This is a genomic window from Pseudomonas tohonis, from assembly GCF_012767755.2.
GTDB classification, from domain to species: Bacteria; Pseudomonadota; Gammaproteobacteria; order Pseudomonadales; family Pseudomonadaceae; genus Metapseudomonas; species Metapseudomonas tohonis.
In genome coordinates, this window is record NZ_AP023189.1 from 4,053,474 (window position 1) to 4,074,862 (window position 21,389).

General features: G+C 68.2%; 17 protein-coding genes. 11 read left to right on the forward strand and 6 right to left on the reverse strand.

What is annotated here, in order from left to right; all coding sequences use genetic code 11:
* The first annotated feature begins 131 nt into the window (after positions 1-131).
* The 3 genes from HSX14_RS18285 to HSX14_RS18295 all read left to right on the forward strand — a co-directional run bounded on the left by HSX14_RS18285 (position 132) and on the right by HSX14_RS18295 (position 3,593).
* Positions 132-1,205, forward strand: a complete 1,074-nt coding sequence (locus HSX14_RS18285) for a DUF2157 domain-containing protein (RefSeq protein WP_173179097.1) — start codon at positions 132-134, stop codon at positions 1,203-1,205.
* A complete protein-coding gene (locus HSX14_RS18290; RefSeq protein WP_173179099.1) occupies positions 1,202-2,029 on the forward strand; it encodes a DUF4824 family protein in 828 nt (275 codons plus the stop codon). Before HSX14_RS18285 ends, HSX14_RS18290 begins: the two co-directional genes overlap by 4 nt.
* A 79-nt stretch (positions 2,030-2,108) precedes the next feature.
* Positions 2,109-3,593: a sensor domain-containing diguanylate cyclase gene (locus HSX14_RS18295; protein WP_173179101.1), complete on the forward strand. Its 1,485-nt coding sequence runs from the start codon at positions 2,109-2,111 to the stop codon at positions 3,591-3,593.
* A gap of 40 nt (positions 3,594-3,633) precedes the next feature.
* Here HSX14_RS18295 and HSX14_RS18300 read toward each other — a convergent pair whose 3' ends face one another.
* From HSX14_RS18300 to HSX14_RS18315, 4 genes are all read right to left on the reverse strand, one after another.
* Positions 3,634-3,822, reverse strand: coding sequence for a YjfB family protein (locus HSX14_RS18300; protein ID WP_111261238.1), 189 nt, complete (start codon positions 3,820-3,822; stop codon positions 3,634-3,636).
* Between the two features lie 325 nt (positions 3,823-4,147).
* Positions 4,148-7,795: a translocation/assembly module TamB domain-containing protein gene (locus HSX14_RS18305; protein ID WP_173179103.1), complete on the reverse strand. Its 3,648-nt coding sequence runs from the start codon at positions 7,793-7,795 to the stop codon at positions 4,148-4,150.
* Positions 7,792-9,522, reverse strand: a complete 1,731-nt coding sequence (locus HSX14_RS18310; RefSeq protein ID WP_173179105.1) for an autotransporter assembly complex protein TamA — start codon at positions 9,520-9,522, stop codon at positions 7,792-7,794. Before HSX14_RS18310 ends, HSX14_RS18305 begins: the two co-directional genes overlap by 4 nt.
* A gap of 35 nt (positions 9,523-9,557) precedes the next feature.
* The gene (locus HSX14_RS18315) at positions 9,558-10,211 is read right to left on the reverse strand and encodes a GNAT family N-acetyltransferase (protein ID WP_111261235.1); all 654 of its coding nucleotides are present in this window, start codon (positions 10,209-10,211) and stop codon (positions 9,558-9,560) included.
* 134 nt (positions 10,212-10,345) lie between these two features.
* Between HSX14_RS18315 and xthA the strand changes: the two genes are divergently transcribed.
* Both xthA and HSX14_RS18325 read left to right on the forward strand, forming a co-directional pair.
* Entirely contained in the window at positions 10,346-11,158 is an 813-nt protein-coding gene (xthA, locus tag HSX14_RS18320) for an exodeoxyribonuclease III (protein ID WP_173179107.1), read from the forward strand.
* Between the two features lie 294 nt (positions 11,159-11,452).
* Positions 11,453-11,692 carry a hypothetical protein gene (locus HSX14_RS18325; RefSeq protein WP_173179109.1) on the forward strand — a complete coding sequence of 80 codons (240 nt, stop codon included), beginning with the start codon at positions 11,453-11,455 and terminating at the stop codon, positions 11,690-11,692.
* Between the two features lie 73 nt (positions 11,693-11,765).
* Here the strand turns inward: HSX14_RS18325 and HSX14_RS18330 are convergent, their stop codons facing one another.
* On the reverse strand, positions 11,766-12,092 hold the full coding sequence (locus HSX14_RS18330; protein ID WP_173179111.1) for a YegP family protein: 327 nt from the start codon (positions 12,090-12,092) through the stop codon (positions 11,766-11,768).
* A gap of 294 nt (positions 12,093-12,386) precedes the next feature.
* Between HSX14_RS18330 and HSX14_RS18335 the strand changes: the two genes are divergently transcribed.
* From HSX14_RS18335 to HSX14_RS18350, 4 genes are all read left to right on the forward strand, one after another.
* On the forward strand, positions 12,387-13,757 hold the full coding sequence (locus tag HSX14_RS18335) for a substrate-binding domain-containing protein (protein WP_173179113.1): 1,371 nt from the start codon (positions 12,387-12,389) through the stop codon (positions 13,755-13,757).
* A gap of 409 nt (positions 13,758-14,166) precedes the next feature.
* Positions 14,167-15,162, forward strand: coding sequence for a TerC family protein (locus HSX14_RS18340; RefSeq protein WP_173179115.1), 996 nt, complete (start codon positions 14,167-14,169; stop codon positions 15,160-15,162).
* A gap of 6 nt (positions 15,163-15,168) precedes the next feature.
* On the forward strand, positions 15,169-15,375 hold the full coding sequence (locus HSX14_RS18345; RefSeq protein WP_173179117.1) for a hypothetical protein: 207 nt from the start codon (positions 15,169-15,171) through the stop codon (positions 15,373-15,375).
* A 74-nt stretch (positions 15,376-15,449) separates the two neighbouring features.
* Positions 15,450-16,478, forward strand: a complete 1,029-nt coding sequence (locus tag HSX14_RS18350) for a MerR family transcriptional regulator (RefSeq protein ID WP_173179119.1) — start codon at positions 15,450-15,452, stop codon at positions 16,476-16,478.
* A 72-nt stretch (positions 16,479-16,550) separates the two neighbouring features.
* On the opposite strand, the gene HSX14_RS18355 is transcribed toward HSX14_RS18350, so the two are convergent.
* Complete coding sequence (locus HSX14_RS18355; protein WP_173179121.1) at positions 16,551-17,780, reverse strand: acyl-CoA dehydrogenase; 1,230 nt, start codon at positions 17,778-17,780, stop codon at positions 16,551-16,553.
* A gap of 161 nt (positions 17,781-17,941) precedes the next feature.
* Here HSX14_RS18355 and HSX14_RS18360 point away from each other — a divergent pair, with 161 nt between their 5' ends.
* Together HSX14_RS18360 and HSX14_RS18365 are read left to right on the forward strand one after the other, a co-directional pair.
* The gene (locus tag HSX14_RS18360; RefSeq protein ID WP_111261227.1) at positions 17,942-18,877 is read left to right on the forward strand and encodes a LysR family transcriptional regulator; all 936 of its coding nucleotides are present in this window, start codon (positions 17,942-17,944) and stop codon (positions 18,875-18,877) included.
* A 22-nt stretch (positions 18,878-18,899) separates the two neighbouring features.
* Positions 18,900-20,981, forward strand: coding sequence for a TonB-dependent receptor family protein (locus HSX14_RS18365; protein WP_173179123.1), 2,082 nt, complete (start codon positions 18,900-18,902; stop codon positions 20,979-20,981).
* Positions 20,982-21,389: the final 408 nt, after the last annotated feature.

A 21,389-nucleotide genomic window follows, 5' to 3' on the forward strand; every position in this document is an offset into this window, starting at 1 on the left:
TGAAGCCGCTCCCACGAGGCCGTGCCCGGTGCCATAAAGCGACCCCTGTCGCGCGCCCGCATACTGCGCATTGCCCATCCACCTCGACGGCTCTAGAGTGCACGGCGGCAACGCACGCAAAAGGACCCGCCATGCAGCCGCAGAACCGCGACCAGGCACAACAACGCGCAGACGATATCCAGGCCTTCCAGCGTGAAGCCGCACGCCTGCGCCAGGAGCAGGCGCTGCCCCTGGACGACGCGCAGATGGCGCGCCTGGGCGAACACCACCGCCGGGTGCTGGCCGACTTCCACGGCCGCTTCGATATCGACCCCGACAAGCAGGCCCGCCGCCTGTCCCTGAGCATGCGTATCGCCTCGTTGCTGGGGGCACTGGCCCTGGGCGCCAGCCTGCTGTTCTTCTTCTACCAGTTCTGGGGCCTGCTGCCGGAGAACGCACAGGTTGCGATCCTGGTCGCCGCCCCGCTGCTGGGCCTGGCGCTGACCTGGCAGGTGCGCCGCCGCGACCCGTCCGGCTACTTCAGCAAGCTGGCGGCGATGCTCACCTTCGTCGCCTTCGTGCTCGACCTGGTGATGCTCGGGCAGGTGTTCAACATCACGCCCTCCGACCGCGCCTTCCTCGCCTGGGGCGCCTTCGCCCTCCTGCTCGCCTATGGCTGCGACGCGCGCCTGCTGCTGGTGGCCGGGCTGGTCTGCCTGATGGGCTTCATCTCCGCCCGGGTCGGCAGCTGGGGCGGCTGCTACTGGCTGCAGGTCGGCGAGCGGCCGGAGAACTTCCTGCCCGCCGCCGTGGCGGTGTTCCTGGTGCCGCAGTTCATCAGCCAGGCCGGGTACGCCGGTTTCGCCGCCACCTACCGCCTGGTGGGGCTGATCACCCTGTTCCTCACCCTGCTGGTCCTCGCCAACTGGGGCAGCGCCAGCTACCTGCCCGGCAACCACGACCTGATCGAGGGCGGCTACCAGTTGGCGGGCTTCATGCTCTCCGCGCTGGGCATCTGGCTCGGTGTGCGCCGCGACTGGCCGGAAGTGGTCAACGGCGCCCTGACCTTCTTCATCATCTTCCTCTACACCAAGCTCTTCGACTGGTGGTGGGAGCTGATGCCCAAGTACCTGTTCTTCCTGCTGCTCGGCCTGATCGCCGTGCTGATCCTGCTGGTCCTGGGCCGCCTGCGCCGCAGCTGGCTGAAAGAGGAGGAACGCCCATGAGCGCCTTCGACCGCACGTACGCCCTGCCCGCCGCCCTGGCCCTGGTGCTGGCCACCAATGCCGTGGTGCTCGGCGGCGCCTGGTACAACCGCTCGGGCGAGCCCGAAAGCAGCCTGCGCCTGACCCAGCGGGAAGTGCACCGCGACTTCGACAGCTTCGGCTGGGGCCGGGACGAGAACAGCGGCCTGGCGCTGGACCTCGACTGGCGCGTGCTGCCACTCGACGATGAGACCGGGCGCTACCGCGGCGACTGGCTGGAGGCCGACCGGCTCATCGAGCTCGGCTTCCCGCCCTACGAGGCGGGGGGTGGCGAAATCGACCTGAACACCCGCGAAGCCTTCCTGGTCCTGGAGCTCGACGGCCCCGCCCACCAGCAGGCCCTGCGCCGCGCCGAGGAGCAGCTGCGCGAGGCGGGCGAGGCCCTGGCCCGCGACCCAGGCGATGAGGAACGCCAGGAACGCGAAGCGGATGCCCGCAAGGCCCTGGAGGAAGAGCGCGAGACCGCCAGCCGGCTGTTCGTAGTGGACGTCGGCCTCGATGCCGAGGCGCTGCGCGCGCGCCACCCCGATCGCCAGCGCTATGCCGTGGTGCGGGGCGAGATCTACGCCTGGCTGCGCACCGACGGCACCAGGACGCGCATGGTGGGCCAGGTCTCGCGGCTCGCGGTGCCGGCCGTGCAGGTGCCCCTGCGCTGGCGCGAGGCGCTGGACCGCCAGGTGCGCGACAGCGCCTACCTGCCGTCCAAGGGGCCGCTGGAGCTGCAGCTGAACTTCGGCAAGCGCCTGGAGCCGTGGATCAGCGAGGTGGTCGTACCCGCAGGATGAAAGACGGGGCACGCCACCCGTGACGCGGCCCCGACGAGTGGATAGCATAGTGCCATTCGACCAGGGACCCCCTCGCCCGATGCCTTCCAGCCCCCGTTCCAGAAAGAGCCAGCACCTGCTGGTGGTGCTGCTCGTGCTGCTGCTCGCCAGCGGCTTCCTCGTCACCTCGCTGGTGAGTTACTACGCCTCCCTGGAGTCGATCCGCGACAGCATCGTCAACACCGAGCTGCCGCTGACCTCGGACAATGTCTACTCGGAGATCCAGAAGGACCTGGTACGGCCCATCCTCATCTCCTCGATGATGAGCCGCGACACCTTCCTGCGCGACTGGGCCATGCAGGGCGAGCAGGACCCGGGGCAGATGACCCGCTACCTGCGCGAGGTGCAGGAACACTACGGGGCCTTCACCAGCTTCTACATCTCCGAACGCACCCAGACCTACTACCAGGCCAAGGGCGTGCTGAAGAAAGTGCGCGAGGACGAGCCACGCGACGTCTGGTACTACCGCGTGCGCGACATGAAGGAGCCCTACGAGATCAATGTCGACGTCGACATGGCCAACCAGGACCGCCTGACCATCTTCATCAACTACAAGGTGCTGGACTACGACGGCCGCTTCATCGGCGCCACCGGCGTGGGCCTGACGGTGGATGCGGTGGTCAAGCTGATCGACGCCTACCAGGAACGCTACGAGCGCTCCATCTACTTCGTCGACACCAGCGGCAAGCTGGTGCTGACCAGTGCCCAGGGCGGGCCGATGGGGGCGCAGGTCGGGCAGAACCTGGCGGATATCGATGGCATGCGCGACCTGGTGGCCAAGTTGCCGCGCCCCCAGGGCGGCGACTTCACCTGGAGCGAACAGGGCGACAGCCACTACCTGAACGTGCGCTTCATTCCCGAACTGGACTGGTACCTGTTCGTCGACAAGGCCGAGGAAGGAGCGCTGTCGCACATCCGCAACACGCTCTACCTCAACCTGCTCATCTGCCTGGCGGTCACCAGCGTGGTGCTGATCCTGCTCAACCTGCTGATGCGCCGCTACCAGCTACGCATCGCCGCGCTGGCCACCACCGACGTGCTCACCGGCCTGCCCAACCGCCGGGGCTTCGACATCCTCGCCGGCCAGGCACTGCAGGAGGCCCGCCACGAACAGCGCCCACTCACCGCCCTGCTGCTGGACCTCGACCATTTCAAGCAGCTCAACGACAGCCACGGCCACCTGGCCGGCGACCAGGTGCTGCAGGGTTTCGCGCAGAACCTGAAAAGCGGCCTGCGCCAGTCGGACATCATCTGCCGCTGGGGTGGCGAGGAGTTCATCCTGCTTCTCAAGGACACCGGCACCGCCACGGCCTTCGAACTGGCGGAGAAGATCCGCGAGCAGGTGCAGGCGCAGCGCTACCGCTTCGAGGGCAAGGAACTGCAGGTGACGGTGAGCATCGGCCTGGCCGAGATGCACCAGGACGACAGCCTGCACAGCCTGATCGGCCACGCCGACCGCGCGCTCTATCGGGCCAAGCAGGCAGGACGCAACCGCGTGTGCAGCGAGCCGGGCGGCGGGGAGTGACGGGAGGCGGAACGCTTGGTTACGGTGAGCGCGGTGCGGCTCAGGCCATCACATCGATGGTGTTGCCGAGGTTCGGCGGGTTGCTCGACACCGGCGACGGCACCGCCTCCAGCAGCGCCAGGGCGCTTTGCGACTGAATGTCCATCGACTGCTTGAGCACGGCGATCTGCACCTTCATGGCGAGCTGGGCGGCGCTGGCGTCGGAGATGGAAGCGGCGGATACGTCCACGCTTTTCGAGTCCCGGGGGCGGTGTGTTCGGGGTGGATTCTGAGGCCCATCGGGGCCCCTGAAAAGCACCGTCAGTCGCCTGAAACCCGCGCCGTTGCGCTTGCGGCAGCATTCTGGGCCGCTCTTGTAGGGGCGACTTCAGTTGCCAAGCAGCCCGCAGGGCTGCCCTGTCGGCCACCGGGGCCACTGCGTTGCCCATGGGCGAATGAATTCGCCCCTACACCAACCGTCCGGTCAAACCGTGCCGATCCGCATGGGGTTCGCTTCGCTCTACCCATCCTGCGTGCTTGCATTGAGTTCACCTCGACGTCGGTTGCCTGCCCACTCAGAAATCCCGCTTGTAGAACAGGTCCAGGGAGCTGGCGAGGCCGCTGGCGGCTTCGATGTACAGGCGCTTGGTGAGTTCGTAGCGCAACGCGACGACGCTGGTGGGTTCGAGCACGCCGAGGCCGTAGCGGATGCTGAGGCGGTCGGTGAGCACGCCGGTGGCGCCGTCGTCGCCGATCTGGAAGTCCTTGAGGCCGAGTTTCTGCGCCAGCTCCGAGGTCAGCGGCGCGCTGCCGGACAAGCCCAGCGCCAGTGCCGCCTGGCCCAGCGCGTTGCCGTCGCTGCCGCGCTCCAGCGGACGGCCCAGCACCAAGTAGGACAGCGCCTGCTCCTGGCTCATGGCCGGGGTGGAGAAGACCTGCGTGGTGGGCTCGTCGGCGCGGCCGTTGAGGCGGATGCCGGCGGTGACGTCACCGATCTTGCGCACCGCCTCGACGTCCAGGTAGGGCTGGTCCAGCGGCCCGGCGAACAGCAGCCGGGCCCGGCGCAGGTCGAGGCGCTGGCCATAGGCGCGGTAGCGGCCGTTCTTCAGGTTGAGCTCGCCGCGCCCGGCGAGATTGTCGCCCACCTTGAGGTGGCCGACGAGATCGGCGGTGAGGCCGAAGCCGCTGAAGGACAGGCGCTCCTGGCCCACCTCGACGTCGACGTCCATGGCCAGTTGCAGCGGCGCCTGCTCGTCCTCCTGCTCACCCACCAGGTGCGCGTCCGGCGAGACCTTGACCGCCTGGGGCGGCAGCTCGCGGATCTTGATCTGCCCCCGGGGCACCCGCACCTTGCCGGTCAGTGCCAGGCGCTGGTCGGCCATGCGCACGCGCAGGTCGGGGTCCACGTCCAGGTTGGCGTAGGGCTCGACCACCACCGGCAGCGCATTGCCGCGCACCGCCAGGTCCATATCCAGGCCCTGGCTCCAGGCCAGGGTGCCGGAAAGGGTGCCGCGGCCCTTCTCGCCGCTGTGCCAGGCGCCGCTCAACTCCAGGCTTTCCCCGGCGATGCGGGCATCCAGGGTCAGGTCCTCGATGCGGGTCGGCAGGTCGCCGCCGGCCAGCTTGCCGCCGTGCAGGCGCACCTGGCCCAGCACGTTGGGCGCCAGCAGGGTGCCGCCCAGGGTGCCGGCGCCGTCCAGCTGGCCTTCCAGTTCCTCGACGCCGGTGACGAAGGGGCGCAACACGGCGAGGTCCAGGCCCTCCAGGCGGAAGTCGCCGGACAGCGGCTTGCGCAGCGGGCGCGGGTCGATGCGCGCGTCGACCTGCAGGCGGCCGAGGCGCTCGCCCTGGAACAGCAGGCGGCTGTCGATGCCCTGGGGCCGCAGGGTGCTTTCCAGGCGCATGGCCTGGTAGGGGAAGTCGACCCATTTGCCGTCCCTGCCCTCCTCGCACAGGCGCAGCACGCCGTTGCTGGCATCCAGTTGCACGCGCCCGCTGGGGCCACGGGCCAGGAGTTCGAGCTGCAGGTCGCCGTCGAGGGTGCCGTGCCAGGCGAAGTCGTCCGGCAGCCATTCGGCCAGGCTGTCGAGGGGGAAATCGCGCAGGCGGTAGTCGAGCTTGGGCTCAGGGAGCAGGCGCTGGTCGCCGCCACAAAGACTGGCGGGGCCGGAGCGCCAGCAATGGGCGCCCAGCTCCAGGCGCCCATCGGCCAGGCGCTGCAGCTTCGCAGGCTGCTCCAGGCGCCAGTCCTGGCCGCCGCTTTGCAGCTCGCCCCGGCTCAGCCGGCCGCGCCAATCGCCTTGGTCCAGCACGCCGTCGAGGGCCAGTTGCAGGTCGAGCAAGGGGCCTTGCAGGCGGGTTTCCAGTTGCTGCCGTTGCCGGTCGCCCGAGGCCTTGAGGCTGAGGTCGCCCAGGGCCTTGTCGCCGGCCTGGAGCTGGCTGGCATCCAGTTGCAGGGTGCCGTTCTGCCGCGCATCCAGCCGCGCCTGCAGGGTCAGCTGGCGCAGGCGCTGGTCACGCATGCCGAGACGCTCGCCCTTGAGATCCAGTTGCCCCTGGGGCGCGTCGGCGCTGCCGGCCACCACCAGCTTGCCGGTGAGGCCGCCGAACAGGCCGGGCCAGAGCTGGCCGAGCCGACCCAGGGCGATGTCCAGCTGGCCATCCAGGCGCTGGTCGAGGCGGCCCTTGCCGTCGATGCGGTTGTCGCCCAGGCGGGCCTGCACCTGGCCCAGCTCCCAGCGCTGGCCCGCACCCTCGGCCACGGCCTTGAGCAGCGCCGGCTGGCCGCGCAACTGGCCCTTGAGGTCGAGGTCGGCCTTGAGTTCGAGCTGCTGGCGATAGCGCCCCTGGCTCGCCAGGGTGCCGGCCAGGCGCCCCGGCAGCTCGGCCAGCCAGTAGGCCGGGTCGAGGTCGTCGAGGGCAAGAGCGGTTTCCCAGTCGAGGCCATCGGCGAAACCGAGTTGCAGGCGGCCCCGGGCCTTGCCCTGCCCGGCCTTCAGTTGCAGGTCGGGCAGCTCCACGCGGGCCAGGTCGCCCTGCAACGGGCTGGCCAGGCTGAAGTCGCCGGCCGGCCCCTTGAGCGCGGCGTCGATCTGGCCCTGGTAGCGGCCTTCGCTGAAGTGCACCTCGCCGTCCAGGCGCTGCAGGGCCACGGGCGGCTCCTGCTCCTGGGGGTAGAGGCGCGGCCAGGGGAAGTCGCGCCAGGCCAGTTGCGCGTCGATGGCCAGGGCCTGCTGCCAGTCGATGCGCCCCTGCACTTGCACGCTCTGTTCGGCGGTGGCGCTGAGCAGCAGGCGCTGGACTTCGGCCCCGGCGGCGGTGACCTTGCCGGCGAGATCGAGGGCGACATCACCGCCCTGCCCCGGCAGGTTGGCGTGGCCCTGCACGGCGTAGCCCTGTTGCAGGTCACCCTTGGCGTCCAGCTCGATGCGCTGCAGGACCAGGGTGTCCGGCAGCTCGGCCTGGGCCTTGAAGGCGGCGGCCCTGATGCGCGCGCTGGCAGGCAGGTGCGGCGCCAGGGGCTGCAACTGGCCGTCGAGGGTGGCGGCCAGGTAGCCGCTGCTGGTCGCATGGGCCACGAGGGTGCCCTGCAGGTCGCCTTTCGCCTCCAGGGCCAGGGACCAGGGCTGGCCGTCGACGGCGGGCAATTGCAGGCTGCCGCTGGCCTCGAGCGGCCAGCCGTCGCGAGGTTGCAGGGTGCCCTCGAGCGCCAGGGCGAGATCACCGAGGCGCAGGCCGGCTTCCTCTATATGCAGGCCGTCGGCCAGCCACTGGGCACGCAGGTGCAGGCCGCTGAGCTGCTCGCTGCCGTCCAGCTCGAAGCGCTGCACGCGCACCTCGCCCAGGCGGATCGCCAGGGGCAGGTCCAGGGCCGGCAGTTGCAGTGGCTCGTCGGAAGGCTCGCCGCCCGGGGCCAGGCTCAGGGCCACGTCGTCGGCCGCAAGCGTGTCGATGCACAGGGTCAGCTGGAGCAGGCACCCAGGCGACCACTCCAGTACCGGGGCCGTGATCGACAGGCTGTCACCGTCCTGCTGCCAGGCCAGGTGCTCGGCGCTCCAGCGCCCACCGAGCGTACCGCTGAAGCCCTCCACGGTGAGGCCCGGCACCCGCGCCAGCAGCCAGCGGCCGCCGGCTTCGCTTAACAGCAGCGCAGCGACGCCCGCCAGCGACAGGGCGAGAGCGCCGGCCACCGCGAGCAGGCCGAGCCTGAAGCCGCGCCTCACAGTTCGGGCCCCATGGAGAAGTGGATGCGGAAGCCGCCGGGGTCGTCCAGCGCCTTGGCCAGGTCGAGGCGGATCGGCCCCACCGGCGATACCCAGCGCACGCCGATGCCGGCACCGGTCTTCATCGCCGCGTTGAGCGAGTCCATGGCGTTGCCCCGGTCGACGAAGGCGGCGATGCGCCAGCGCTCGGCCACCGGGTACTGGTACTCGGCGCTGCCCACCATCAGGTAGCGGCCGCCGACCTTGTTGCCCTGGCGGTCTTCGGGGGAGAGGGTCTGGTAGTCGTAGCCGCGTACGCTCTGGTCGCCGCCGGCGAAGAAGCGCAGCGAGGGCGGGATGGCGCCGAAGTCGGTGGTGGCGATGCCGCCGAGCTGCACCCGCGCCAGCACCCGGTGCCCGCCGGGCAGGGTGTAGAGCCCCTTGGCCAGGGCGCTGGCGTAGGTCATGTCGGCATCGGAAAGGATGCCTTCCTTGGCCGCGCGCAGGTCCGCCTGGAGGTGGTAGCCCTGGCTGGGGTCGAGGCGGTTGTCGCTGCGGGTGACGCTGTAGCCGATGCCGGGAATGAGGAAGCTGCTGCGCCCATCCGGGCTGCCGTCGCCGAAGTCGTAGCTCTCCTGCTCCCAGCGCAGGGAGACGACGCGCTGCCAGTCGTCCGGCAGTTTCGATTGCCACTGGGTGCCGAGGGTGAAGCGGCGGCTCTCGACGTCGACCAGCTCCTCGCGCTGGAAGCCACTGGTGAAACGCAGGCTGTCGGTCAGCGGCGGGTCGAGGGGGATTTCATACCAGGCGCCGACGTTCTGCCGCGCCGCGGACACTTCGGTCTCGGCACCCAGGCGATGGCCCTGGGGGTTGACCCAGTGGCGCGTCCAGTTGGCCCGCGCGCGTGGCCCGACGTCGGTGGAGAAACCGACGCCGAGCCCCATGGTGCGCGGCTTGACCGCACCGAGCTGGACCTTGACCGGTATCCGCCGGCCCTCCTCCGGGTCGGGCAGCGCGTCCACCCGCACCTCGTCGAAATAGCCGCTGGCCTGCAGGTTCTGGCTGAGCTTGGCCACCAGGTCGGCGTCATAGGGGGTGTCGGGGGGGAAGGGCACGAGTCGCGCCAACAGCTCTTCGTCGAAAGGCGTGTCGCCCTGGAAGCTGACCCGGCCCAGGTCGTAGCGCGGGCCACTGGCGTACACCAGCTCGATGTCGGCGACGCCGGCACGGGGATCGATATCGAGGCGCTGGGACGTGAACGCGCCATCGAAGAAGCCATAGCGCAGGGCCTGGTTCTGGATGAGCTTCTTGGCGTCCTCGTAGGCGCCGTGGTTGAGCGGCTGACCAGGCTTCAGCGCCTTGCTCGCGGGCACGCGGAAGGCCTTGAGGGCACTGGCTTCCCCGTCGACGCGCACGTTCACGTTGCGCAGGCGCACCGGCTCGCCGGGCACGACGTCCAGCTGCAGCCTGGGGTCGTCGCCCGGTAGTACGCGGCTGTCGATTTCCGCCTGGTAGTAACCCAGAGCCTGCACGGCCTGCCGTGCCTGCTCCTCGGCGGCACGGCGGTAGCGGCGCAGGGCGATTTCGTCACGGTCGCCGAGGCTGCCGATGAAGGCCTCGATATTGGCCTTCACCGCAGCATTGGCGGGGGTCACCTTGACGTCCAGCGAGGCCTTGGCCAGCGCGGTCGAACAGAGGCACGACAATCCGAGCGCGAGCAGCCCACGCAATCCTTGGCACACATTCATGCGCGGGATGCTAGCACGGCTTGCCGGGAGTCTTCCTAGGCGTTCGCCTGCAGCGCCGGCGTCGGGTTGGGATGGAAGAACACGTGCTCCCGCACCGGTCCGAGAGCCACTTCGCCGATCTCCTCGTAGCCCTGGCGCTTGTAGAAGTCCAGGTAGCGCGCGTTGCCGGTATCGAGCACCACGCCCTGTGAGCCGGCGTCCTCGGCACACCAGTCGTGCAGCGCCTGCAGCAGCTTCTCGCCCAGGTGCTTGCCCTGGAACTGCGGGTGGATACCCAGCAGCGGCAGCACGTGGTAGGGCCCGGGCGGCAGGCAGGCGAGCACGGCGTCGTGGTACTCCAGGTAGCGCTTGGTGCAGCGGAAGCCGGTGGTCATCAGCATGCGCAGCCGCCAGCCCCAGCTTTCGGTGATGTCCAGCCGGCGCTGTGGCGGCGCGATCAGGGCGATGCCCACCAGGCGGTCCTCGATCAGCAGGCCGATGGCCGGCAGGTCCTCGAGGAAATGCTGCTGCACCAGCTCGCGCACCGTGGCACGCACGCGCTGGTCATAGCCGGCGCGCTCGGCCTCGAAGAGGTAGGCGAAGGTGGGTTCGTGGCGGTAGGCGTGGTAGAGCAGCGAGCGGGCCTCGCGGGCGTAGCCGCCGTCGAGCATGCGGACTTCGACCGGCGCGGTGGGAACGTATCCAGGCATTCACGGTGACCTCGTTTGTTATGTGGTTATCAGGCCCACAGGCAAGGTAGCACCGCCCCCAGAGCCTCGCCACACGGGTGGCAGGGCGTGCCGACGATGGGCTAGGATCGGCGTTTTTCCAGGGTGGCTCAGTCATGAAGATCGTTTCTTTCAATATCAACGGCCTGCGTGCGCGTCCTCACCAGCTCGAAGCGCTGATCGCCAAGCACCAGCCGGACGTGATCGGCCTGCAGGAAACCAAGGTCGCCGACGACCAGTTCCCCGAGGCGGACATCCGCAAGCTCGGCTACCACGTGCACTACCACGGCCAGAAGGGCCACTACGGCGTCGCCCTGCTCTCGCGCCAGGAGCCGCTGGCCTTGCACAAGGGCTTCCCCAACGACGGCGAGGATTCCCAGCGCCGCTTCATCTACGGCACCTTCGCCGATGCCCAGGGCAACCCGGTGACGGTGATGAACGGCTACTTCCCCCAGGGCGAGAGCCGCGACCATCCGATCAAGTTCCCCGCCAAGCAGCGCTTCTACGCCGACCTGCAGGACCTGCTGCTGGGCCGTTTCCAGCCGGACCAGCCGCTGGTGGTGATGGGCGACATCAACATCTCGCCGGAAGACTGCGACATCGGCATCGGTGAGGAGAACCGCAAGCGCTGGCTGAAGACCGGCAAGTGCAGCTTCCTCCCCGAGGAGCGCGAATGGCTGGCGACCCTCAAGAACTGGGGCCTGGTGGACAGCTTCCGCCACCTCCACCCCGAGGTGAACGACCGCTTCAGCTGGTTCGACTACCGCAGCCGCGGCTTCGAGGACGACCCCAAGCGCGGCCTGCGCATCGACGTTATCCTGGCCACCAGCCCGCTGCAGGCACGCATCAGGGACGCCGGCATCGACTACGAGCTGCGCGGCATGGAGAAACCCTCCGACCACGCGCCGATCTGGCTGGAGCTGAGCTGATGGCGCTCCGCTCGCCATCGATCCTTCCCTCCCTTTTCCGCAATTGACGCCCCCGCCCGAGCCCCTAACGGTGCCCCGCTGCCCGCCCTGGGCAGCCGGGATTGGCGTCCCGATCAGACTTGATAGGGCACTGAGCATGGCTCGGCGCCTGGCATGGCCGCACCCGTTATATGGGTGGACCGTGCAGGGCATCTTCCGATGCGCCGGTTCTCTTGTCCCGGAACGCCAACCTGTACGGTCCACCCACCCTGATTGGCGTCAGGGCGTGGAATTCTGAAGAGACGGGAGTCAACCATGACCATCACCACCTCGATTCCGCCCCACCTGAAAGGCGATCTGAGCTACCTGTCCCACCACGAAGCGGCCTACGGTCGTCTGCGGGCACTGCTCGACATGCTCAGTTTCCTCGCGGCCATTCCTGATCACGGCACGCCTTCGACTAAGGTGTTGGCGGGCGCCTTCACCTGCCTGGAATACCTCGCCGAAGACGTCATCCGGCTCTACGATGCCGACCTGTACCAGCGCCGCCCCTAGGCATGGGCGATAGCCCGGAAACGGAGGCAAAAAAAAGCCCATCTCGCGATGGGCTTTTTCAGTTGCGCCGCACTCAGACCAGTTCGATCTTCGGCGTGGTGCCGAGGGTCATGATGTTCTCGATGGCCGCGTCCAGGGTCGGCTCGGAATCATAGAGGTGGCTTTCGAGGATCACCTCGCGCCCGGCCTTGAGGCGGAAATAGTTCTTGCCACCGGTGGCCATGCGGCGCTCGTAGCGATCCTCGTTGGCGCAATGGTTGCGGAACAGCGCGATGGCGTTCTCGGCGCTGTCCCGGCAGGGGTAGCGGCCGCTCTGCAGCACGACCTGCGCCTCCCGGGTCTTCAGGCGGAAGCGATATTCACCATTGCCATACTTCTTCAGCTCGAACCAACTAGCCATTTCCAACTCCTTAGCTACGCGTGGATGCACCCCAAAAACGAGGCCTGGTGCCTGGCACGGGCGAGCGAGGGACGCTTGAGCTTCCTTGCCTGCCGCCCGGCCAGACAAAGTTGCGAACCATACCGAGGTCCCCGCGAGCGGTATGCCGGCCGAGCGGGGCATCCGGCGTAGGCCTTGGTCCATGCAGGGGCCGGAAAGGGCCCAGGGCAGAGCGCCCTGTCATATCTTCGTCACCTCGCTGACTTAATCTCGCGGCATTTCCCAGCCACCCCTAGCGATAAGGCCCGCCGCACGATGCGCGACCTCTGTGAACGTGATATCTGGAGCCGGACCCTCAGCCTGCTGCTGCTCGGTTTCGTCTGCTACGCCCTGCCCTGGTCGGTGTTCGCCGCCCTGCCCCTGCCCGCCGACAAGAACCCGGTGCTGCGCATCCAGGGCTCCAACACCATCGGTGCCAAGCTCGGCCCGGCCCTGGTACGCGGCCTCATGGAGGAGGAAGGCCTGGGCGGCATCCGCCAGGAGCCCGGCACCCAGGAAAACGAAGTGCAACTGGTGGGCAGCGCGCCCAACGGCCGGGAAGTGCGGATCACCGTGGCCGCCCACGGCTCGGGCACCGGTTTCGTCGCCATCAAGGACGGCAGTGCCGATCTCGCCGCGTCCTCGCGCCCGATCAAGGACGCCGAGGCCGGCGACCTCTCGGTGTTCGGCGACCTGAAGAGCCGCTACGGCGAGCATGTGATCGCCATCGACGGGCTGGCCATCGTCGTCAACCCGGGCAACACCCTGACCAGCCTGAGCACCGAGGAGCTGGCACGCGTCTTCGCCGGCGAGGTGAAGACCTGGGAAGAGATCGGTGGCAAGGGCGGCGCCATCCACCTGTACGCCCGCGATGACAAGTCCGGCACCTTCGACACCTTCAAGGAGCTGGTGCTGGCCGCCCACGGCAAGAGCCTCGCGGCCTCGGCCAAGCGCTTCGAATCCAACGACAAGCTCTCCGAAGCCGTCAGCGCCGATGCCGCCGGCATCGGCTTCGTCGGCCTGGCCTCCGTGGGCAAGTCCCGCGCCGCGGCCATCGCCGATGGCGAGTCCCAGGCCATGGCGCCGTCGGTGACGCAGATCGCCACGGAGGACTACCCGCTCTCGCGCCGCCTGTTCTTCTATATGAAGCCCGGCGAGAAGAACCCCTGGGCCCAGGCCCTGGTGCGCTTCGCCCAGGGCCCGCGCGGCCAGGCGATCGTCGCCCAGACCGGCTTCGTCGCGCAGACGGTGCAGGCGGTCAAGGTCGCCGCCCAGCCCGACATGCCCAGGGACTACCAGCAGCTGGCCCGCGATGCCCAGCGCCTGTCGGTGAACTTCCGCTTCCAGGAGGGCAGCGCCAACCTCGACAACAAGGCCCTGCGCGATGTCGAGCGCGTGCTGGACTACCTGAAGGAGAACGACAAGCTGAGCAACCAGGTGACCCTGGTGGGCTTCGGCGACCCCAAGGCCGACCCGGGCCGCGCCGCCCTTCTCTCCAAGCTGCGCGCCATGGCCGTGCGCCGCGAGCTGGCCAAGGCCGGCGTGTCCTTCCGCGAGATCACCGGCCTGGGCGATGAACTGCCGGTGGCCGCCAACAGCGAAGAAGGCCGCATCAAGAATCGCCGCGTGGAAGTCTGGGTCTACTGAGCGGATCGACCTCACGCGTCATCCTCGCCCCCGTCCGGATCGGTTCCGGATGGGGGCGATTTATATGGGCCAGAGGTTTGGGAGCGGTTTCAACCGCGATGCCCGGGACAGGCCGCTTTTCGCGAATGAATTCGCTCCCACGGGGATGGCGGCACGGCGCGCCGCTTGGCGACTGAAGTCGCCCCTACGAGTCGCCCCGTCGAAGCCGGCAGCGAATTCCCTTCGCACTCCCCGCCCCTTCCGCAGTCGATAACCTTGACCGCGCGCAATGAAATGAAACGTTGCCGGTTTTCCGGGTTCCATCGCTGCGCTAGCCTTCCCTCATGTGACGCCGGGCCCCTCTGACGGTTTGCACCCGCCATGTCGGAGTCACTGTTGAGCATTCAACACGACAAGCAAGGAGGGGCTCATGTCAGCTCTGCACACGTTCCTGTTCGCCGATTTCCTCGGCACCGCCACCTGGCTGTGGCTGGTGTTCATGGCCATCGTCATCGGCCTGCTGGTGTTCGACCTCGGCGTCCTGCACCGCGACCAGCATGAAATCGAGATGCGCGAGAGCCTGCTGCTCTACAGCGGCTACTTCGCCGTGGGCGTCGCCTTCGGTGGCTGGGTCTGGTTCGAGCTGGGCGCGCAGGCGGCGCTGGAGTTCTACACCGGCTTCCTGGTGGAGCAATCGCTGTCGATGGACAACGTGTTCGTCATGGCGATGATCTTCGGCTTCTTCGCCATCCCCCGCCGCTACCAGCACCGGGTGCTGTTCTGGGGCATCCTCGGGGTGATCGTGCTGCGTGCGCTGATGATCGGCCTGGGCACCGCGCTGGTGAAGGAGTTCGACTGGATTCTCTACATCTTCGGCGCCTTCCTGCTGTTCACCGGGGTGAAGATGCTGTTCAGCCGCGAAGAGGCCGAGCGCGACCTGTCGCAGAACCGCGTGCTGCAGTTCGTGCGCCGGCACATGCGGGTCACCGACGAGATACATGGCGCGCACTTCTTCGTGCGCCTGAAGGACGCCTCCGGCCACACCCTGCTCTGGGCCACCCCGCTGTTCCTCGCCCTGGTGCTGATCGAACTGGCCGACCTGGTGTTCGCCGTCGACAGCGTGCCGGCGATCTTCTCCATCACCCAGGACCCCTTCATCGTCTACACCTCGAACATCTTCGCCATCCTCGGCCTGCGCTCGCTGTACTTCGCCCTGGCCGCACTGATGCACCGCTTCGTCTACCTCAAGTACGCCCTCGCCCTGGTGCTGATCTTCATCGGCGGCAAGATCTTCCTGCATGGATTCATCGGCAAGATTCCCGCGCTGCTCTCTCTTGGCGTAACCTTTGGCCTGCTTGCCGGTGGCGTGCTGCTGTCGCTGTTCAAGACCCGCAACCGCCCGCAGGCCTCATCAGCCGGAGACTGAGAATCGATGCGAGACGTGCAGATCGTAGTGCTCGAACAACGGGGTCGAGTGATCTGGCAGGTAAAGATGGGCCAGCGCGGGGTGAGCTTCCACGAAGAGCTCGCCGCGCGCACCTTCGCCGCCCAGCTGCACATGCGCCTGGAGTGGCTGCGCCAGCAGCGCGACGCCGCCAACGCCGTTTCCCAGGAACCCTCCCACCCCCACCAAGATTGACTCCAGGCCGCGCTTGACCCTCACGCGACGTCAGGCCCGAGGATGCCGCCAGGCACGCGAGGAGAGACAAGGACATGCCTTTGAAAGTCGGTGAACTGGCCAAGCGCTGCGGGCTGACCGTGCGCACGCTGCACCATTACGACCAGATCGGCCTGCTCCGCTCTTCCGCGCGCTCGGGTTCCGGTTACCGCCTCTACGGCCGCACGGATATCGCCCGCCTCCACCAGATCCAGGTCCTGCGCAAGCTGGGCCTGTCCCTGGGCGAGATCGGCACATGGCTGGACGAGGCGCCGGCGTCGCTTTCCCCGCTCATCGAGCAGCAGATCCGCCAGCTCGACCGGGAGATCGCCCACCGCCAACTCCTGCGCGAACGCCTGGCCACCCTCGGTGGCCAGTTGCAGAGCGGCCAGGAACCGGAGCTCTCCGAATGGCTCGGCACTCTGGAGTTGATGAACATGTACGACAGCTATTTTTCCCCCGGGGAACTCAAGGAACTGCGCCTGTACGCGGACGAGGCGCGGCGCCGCGAATGGGCCGCGCTCGTGGCCCGGGTCCAGGCGCTGATCGCCAGGGGCGTGCCACCCCAGGCGGACGAGGCGCAGGCGCTCTCACGCACCTGGATGACCATGCTGGAGGCGGATACCGGCGCCAACCCGGTGCTGTTCGCCAAGCTCAACGCCATGCACGAGGCGGAGCCGGCGCTGCGGGAGGAGACCGGCATCACCCCACAGACCATGGCCTACGTGGTCCAGGCCTTCAGCGAGACCAAGCTGGCGATCTACCAGCGCTACCTGACGCCCGAGGAATTCGCGTTCCTCAAGGCCAACTACGGCACGCGCATGCACGAGTGGCCGCCGCTGATCGCCGAGGTGCACCAGCAGATGGAGTCCCGCGCCCCGGCGTCCGACCCGGCCACGCTGGCCCTCGCCCGGCGCTGGCTGGAGCTGTTCCGCTCCTATGCCGGTGACGACCCGGCCACCCAGCAGAAGATCCGCGAGGCGCTGGTGAGCGAGCCGGAACTGCGCCACGGCTCCTGGGCCAGCGACGCGATGCTGGACTACTTGCGCCAGGCCATGGGGCACCTGATGGCCGCCCGCCGCTGATGGGTTCCGCCACCTGAAACGAAGAGGCCCGCACGGTTTCCCGTGCGGGCCTCTTCGTTACTGCGCGGGCGATCAATGGCCGCTGCGCAGCATTTCCTTCGGTACGTACTTGCCGATCTCGAACTTGCCGATGGCCGCGCGGTGCACTTCGTCCGGGCCGTCGGCCAGGCGCAGGGTGCGCTGCATGGCGTACATGTAGGCCAGCGGGAAGTCGTTGGAGACACCGGCACCGCCGTGGATCTGGATGGCGCGGTCGATCACCCGCAGGGCGACGTTGGGCGCCACGACCTTGATCTGGGCTATCTCGCTCTTGGCCACCTTGTTGCCCACGGTGTCCATCATGTAGGCCGCCTTCAGGGTCAGCAGGCGGGCCATGTCGATCTCCATCCGCGAATCGGCGATCTTGTCGATGTTGCCACCCAGGCGGGCCAGCGGCTTGCCGAAGGCGGTGCGGCTGACGGCGCGCTTGCACATCAGTTCCAGCGCGCGCTCGGCCATGCCGATGGAGCGCATGCAGTGGTGGATACGGCCCGGGCCGAGGCGACCCTGGGCGATCTCGAAGCCACGGCCCTCGCCCAGCAGGACGTTCTCGTAGGGCACGCGCACGTCTTCGAACAGCACTTCGGCGTGGCCGTGGGGGGCGTCGTCGTAGCCGAACACCGGCAGCGGACGGAGGATCTTCACCCCGGGGGTGTCCACCGGCACGAGGATCATCGAGTGCTGCTGGTGGCGCGGCGCGTCCGGGTTGGACAGGCCCATGAACACGAGGATCTTGCAGCGCGGGTCGCAGGCGCCGGAGGTCCACCACTTGCGGCCGTTGATCACCCACTCGTCACCCTGGCGCACGGCGCGGGCTTCCATGTTGGTGGCATCGGAGGAGGCCACGCCCGGCTCGGTCATGGCGAAGGCGGAGCGGATCTCGCCGCGCAGCAGCGGCTCCAGCCATTGCTTCTTCTGTGCTTCGTTGGCGTAGCGCACCAGCACTTCCATGTTGCCGGTGTCCGGCGCGGAGCAGTTGAACGGCTCCGGGCCGAGCAGCGAGCGGCCCATGATCTCGGCCAGCGGCGCGTACTCCATGTTGGTCAGGCCGGCGCCGAGTTCGGACTCGGGCAGGAACAGGTTCCACAGGCCCTCGGCGCGGGCCTTGGCCTTGAGCTCTTCCATGATCGCGGTGGGCTGCCAGCGATCACCCTCTGCAACCTGTTGCTCGAATACCGGCTCGGCCGGATAGACGTAGGTGTCCATGAACGCGGTGACGCGTTCACGCAGTTCCTGAACCTTGGGGGAGTAGGCGAAATCCATGCGGAGCTACCTTCTGACGGATGTTTTCTGGGTACGGGTGAGGTGTGGAAATGATGCTAGAACAGCGATTAAGATTTATCTAACCTATTTTCGCCGTGTATAAACATTCATCACCGATATATGATCCGCCGATAAAAACAGCCTACGGAGTGCGCTCGAAAATGAATCTGAACAAGGTCGATCTCAACCTCTTCATCGTCTTCGACGCCATCTACACCGAGGCCAACCTGACCCGCGCCGGGCAGATCGTGGGCATCACCCAGCCCGCCGTTTCCAACGCCCTCGCCCGCCTGCGCGAGACCTTCAACGACCCGCTCTTCGTGCGCACCGCCCAGGGCATGGTGCCCACGCCCATGGCGCAGAACATCATCGGCCCGGTGCGCAACGCCCTGCAGCAACTGCGCATCTCGGTCCAGGAAAGCCGTACCTTCAACCCCGGCCAGGCCAACAAGACCTACCGCATCAGCATGACCGACCTCACCGAGACGGTGATCCTGCCGCCGCTGTTCCAGCGCCTGCGCCGGCTCGCCCCCAACGTGCAGATCGAGAGCTTCCTGGCCAAGCGCCGCGAGACCACCAAGGAGCTGGCCGCCGGGCGCCTGGACTTCGCCGTCGACGCCCCGCTGAACACCGACCCGCAGGTGCGCCACGTCAAGCTGATGGAAGACCGCTACGTCTGCGCCATGCGCCGTGGCCACCCGCTGGCGAAGGAAAAGATCAGCCTCGACGAATACCTGTCGCTGACCCACATCCACATCTCCAGCCGCCGCAGCGGCCTCGGCTACATCGACCTGTCCCTCGGCAAGATGGGCATCCAGCGCAAGATCGCCCTGCGCTCCCAGCACTACCTGATGGCCTCCACCGTGATGCAGAACACCGACATGGCGATGACCGTGCCCGAGCGCTTCGCCCGCCGCCACGAGCTGCACTACGTCGAGCTGCCGGTGAACGACGTGCCCTCCCTGGAAACCCACCTCTATTGGCACGAGAGCACCGACCAGGACCCGGCCAACCGCTGGATGCGCGAGCAGATGATCGAGATCTGCCAGCAGGTCACCGCCCAGGAACAGCGCGCCGAAAAAGCCGAGAAGGCCTGACCCGCCACCCAGGGACGCCCCCATGCCGACTCATCGATCCGCCTGGGCGCTGTCCCTGGCGCTCGCCTCGCTGGCCCAGGCCGAAACGCTGCAGGTCGAGCCGCTGGTGATCACCGGCAGCCGCTACCCGGCCAGCGGCTTCGACCTGCCCTTCTCCGTCGACCGCATCGAGCGCGAGCAGGCCAGCCTCGGGCAGCCCGGGGTCAACCTCTCCGAGGCGCTCAACGCGGTGCCCGGCCTGGTGGTGCAGAACCGCCAGAACCAGGCCCAGGACCTGCAGGTCTCCTCGCGCGGTTTCGGCGCCCGCTCGGCCTTCGGCATCCGCGGCATCAAGCTGATCGCCGACGGCATCCCCGCCTCCAACCCGGACGGCCAGGGCCAGGCGGCCACCTTCGACCTCGACACCCTCGACCACATCGAAGTGCTGCGCGGCCCCTTCGCCAGCATCTACGGCAGCAACGCCGGCGGCGTGATCCAGGTCTTTTCCCGCGACGGCCAGGGCGCGCCCAAGGTCTCCAGCGAAACCTCCCAGGCCGCCTGGGGCACCCGTCGCACCCGCCTCACCGCCGAGGGCGGCAACGACCAGGGCGGCTTCCTGGTCAACCAGTCCCACTACGAAAGCGACGGCTACCGCAAACACAGCGCCGCCACCCTGGACAAGACCTTCGCCAAGCTCACCCTCTACCCCGACGACGCCAGCAAGCTGGCCCTGACCTTCAGCCAGCTGAACCAGAACGACACCCAGGACCCGCTCGGCCTGACCTGGGCCGGCTACCAGGCCGACCCGCGTGGCGTCGCCGATGCGGCGCTGAACTACGACACGCGCAAGACCATCGACCACCGCCAGGCCGGCCTCAACTACGAACACGCCTTCGACGCCGGCACCTGGCAAGCCACCCTCTATGGCGGCACGCGACGGGTGATCCAGTACCAGGCCATCCCCTCCTCCGCCCAGGCCAGCCCGCGCAGCGCAGGCGGCGTGATCGACTTCGAGCGCAGCTTCCACGGCGCCAGCACCCGCTGGCTGCAGGACTTCGACCCCGGCCTCGGCAACCTCACCCTCACCACCGGGGTGGACTACGACCACTCCAGCGACGACCGCCAGGGCTACGAGAACTTCGTCGGCACCCAGCTGGGCGTGCGCGGCAACCTGCGCCGGGACGAGCGCGACGAGGTCAGCAGCATCGCCCCCTACCTGCAGCTGGGCTGGCGCCTGGGCGACATCAACCTGCAGGGCGGCCTGCGCTACAACGAAGTGGCCTTCGATGTGGATGACCGCTACATCCGCCCCGGCAACGGCGACGACAGCGGCTCGGTCACCTACCGCGACCTGACCCCGACCCTGGGCGCCAGCTACGCGCTGACGCCCGATCTGAACCTCTACGCCAGCTGGGGCAAGGGCTTCGAGACGCCGACACTCAACGAGCTGTCCTACTCCGGCCCCGGCGACAGCTTCGGCTTCGACCTCGATGCCGCCAGCAGCCGGCAGTACGAAGTCGGCATCAAGAGCCTGCTGGGCGAAGCCACCCGCCTCAACCTCGCGCTGTTCCGCATCGACACCGAGGACGAACTGGTGGTCGACGCCGCCAGCGGTGGCCGCACCCGCTACCAGAACGCCGCCCGCACCCGGCGCCAGGGCCTGGAGCTGTCCCTGGACAGCGCGCTCGGCGAAACCCTGCACACACGCATCGCCTACACCCGCCTCAGCGCCACCTACGACCAGGGCTTTCGCAGCGGCGGCCGCGACATCCCCGCCGGCCGCCACCTGCCGGGCGTCCCCGCCACCAGCCTCTGGGGCGAACTGGAATGGCGCCCGCGCGAAGGCATCGCCACTGCGCTGGAAGGCCTCTACCGCAGCAAGCTCTATGTCGAGGACAGCAACAGCGCCCGCCCGGCACCCGGCTACGCCCTGCTCAACTGGCGCGCCCGCTTCGAACAGAAACTCGAGCGCCTGACCTTCAGCCAGACCCTGCGCCTGGACAACCTGCTGGACCGCCGCTACATCGGCTCGGTCATCGTCGGCGACGGCAACCAGCGCTACTACGAACCCGGCCCGGGCCGTGCCTGGTATGTCGCGGCGGGACTCGAATACGCGTTCGATTGAGGCGCCGTCCAGTGGGTCCCCGCCTTCGCGGGGATGATGGCGCTCGCAGGGATGATCACAGTCACGGTGGCCGACATCGGCGCCTCGGCCAACCGGCCCAACCGCTCCGGCCAAGCTCCGGGACGTGAGCGCGTGCAGACCCCGACTCCGCTTGGTGGAGGTAAAAAGCGACCTCCACCCTACGCCCGCTGATAGTCGGTGCCACGGCGAGGGCGGGCAAATGAATCCGCTCCTGCACCCTCCCCCGTAGGAGCGAGCTCTGCTCGCGAACTCCGTGCGCCGTAGCCTGGGTTTCAGCCGGGGTGCTCCCCCTCGGCTACGGCTCAGGGCATGAGCGCGTGCTGATCCCGGCTCCGCCTGGTGGAGGTAAAAAGCGACCTCCACCCTATGCCCGTTGATCGTCGGTGC

What these genes read in the sequence shown, in the direction of transcription:
- HSX14_RS18285 (WP_173179097.1), top strand. Translation starts at nt 132, where the DNA reads ATGCAGCCGCAGAACCGCGACCAGGCACAACAACGCGCAGACGATATC.
- HSX14_RS18290 (WP_173179099.1), top strand. Translation starts at nt 1,202, where the DNA reads ATGAGCGCCTTCGACCGCACGTACGCCCTGCCCGCCGCCCTGGCCCTG.
- HSX14_RS18295 (WP_173179101.1), top strand. Translation starts at nt 2,109, where the DNA reads ATGCCTTCCAGCCCCCGTTCCAGAAAGAGCCAGCACCTGCTGGTGGTG.
- HSX14_RS18310 (WP_173179105.1), bottom strand. Translation starts at nt 9,522, where the DNA reads ATGAATGTGTGCCAAGGATTGCGTGGGCTGCTCGCGCTCGGATTGTCG.
- HSX14_RS18315 (WP_111261235.1), bottom strand. Translation starts at nt 10,211, where the DNA reads ATGCCTGGATACGTTCCCACCGCGCCGGTCGAAGTCCGCATGCTCGAC.
- xthA (WP_173179107.1), top strand. Translation starts at nt 10,346, where the DNA reads ATGAAGATCGTTTCTTTCAATATCAACGGCCTGCGTGCGCGTCCTCAC.
- HSX14_RS18325 (WP_173179109.1), top strand. Translation starts at nt 11,453, where the DNA reads ATGACCATCACCACCTCGATTCCGCCCCACCTGAAAGGCGATCTGAGC.
- HSX14_RS18330 (WP_173179111.1), bottom strand. Translation starts at nt 12,092, where the DNA reads ATGGCTAGTTGGTTCGAGCTGAAGAAGTATGGCAATGGTGAATATCGC.
- HSX14_RS18335 (WP_173179113.1), top strand. Translation starts at nt 12,387, where the DNA reads ATGCGCGACCTCTGTGAACGTGATATCTGGAGCCGGACCCTCAGCCTG.
- HSX14_RS18340 (WP_173179115.1), top strand. Translation starts at nt 14,167, where the DNA reads ATGTCAGCTCTGCACACGTTCCTGTTCGCCGATTTCCTCGGCACCGCC.
- HSX14_RS18345 (WP_173179117.1), top strand. Translation starts at nt 15,169, where the DNA reads ATGCGAGACGTGCAGATCGTAGTGCTCGAACAACGGGGTCGAGTGATC.
- HSX14_RS18350 (WP_173179119.1), top strand. Translation starts at nt 15,450, where the DNA reads ATGCCTTTGAAAGTCGGTGAACTGGCCAAGCGCTGCGGGCTGACCGTG.
- HSX14_RS18355 (WP_173179121.1), bottom strand. Translation starts at nt 17,780, where the DNA reads ATGGATTTCGCCTACTCCCCCAAGGTTCAGGAACTGCGTGAACGCGTC.
- HSX14_RS18360 (WP_111261227.1), top strand. Translation starts at nt 17,942, where the DNA reads ATGAATCTGAACAAGGTCGATCTCAACCTCTTCATCGTCTTCGACGCC.
- HSX14_RS18365 (WP_173179123.1), top strand. Translation starts at nt 18,900, where the DNA reads ATGCCGACTCATCGATCCGCCTGGGCGCTGTCCCTGGCGCTCGCCTCG.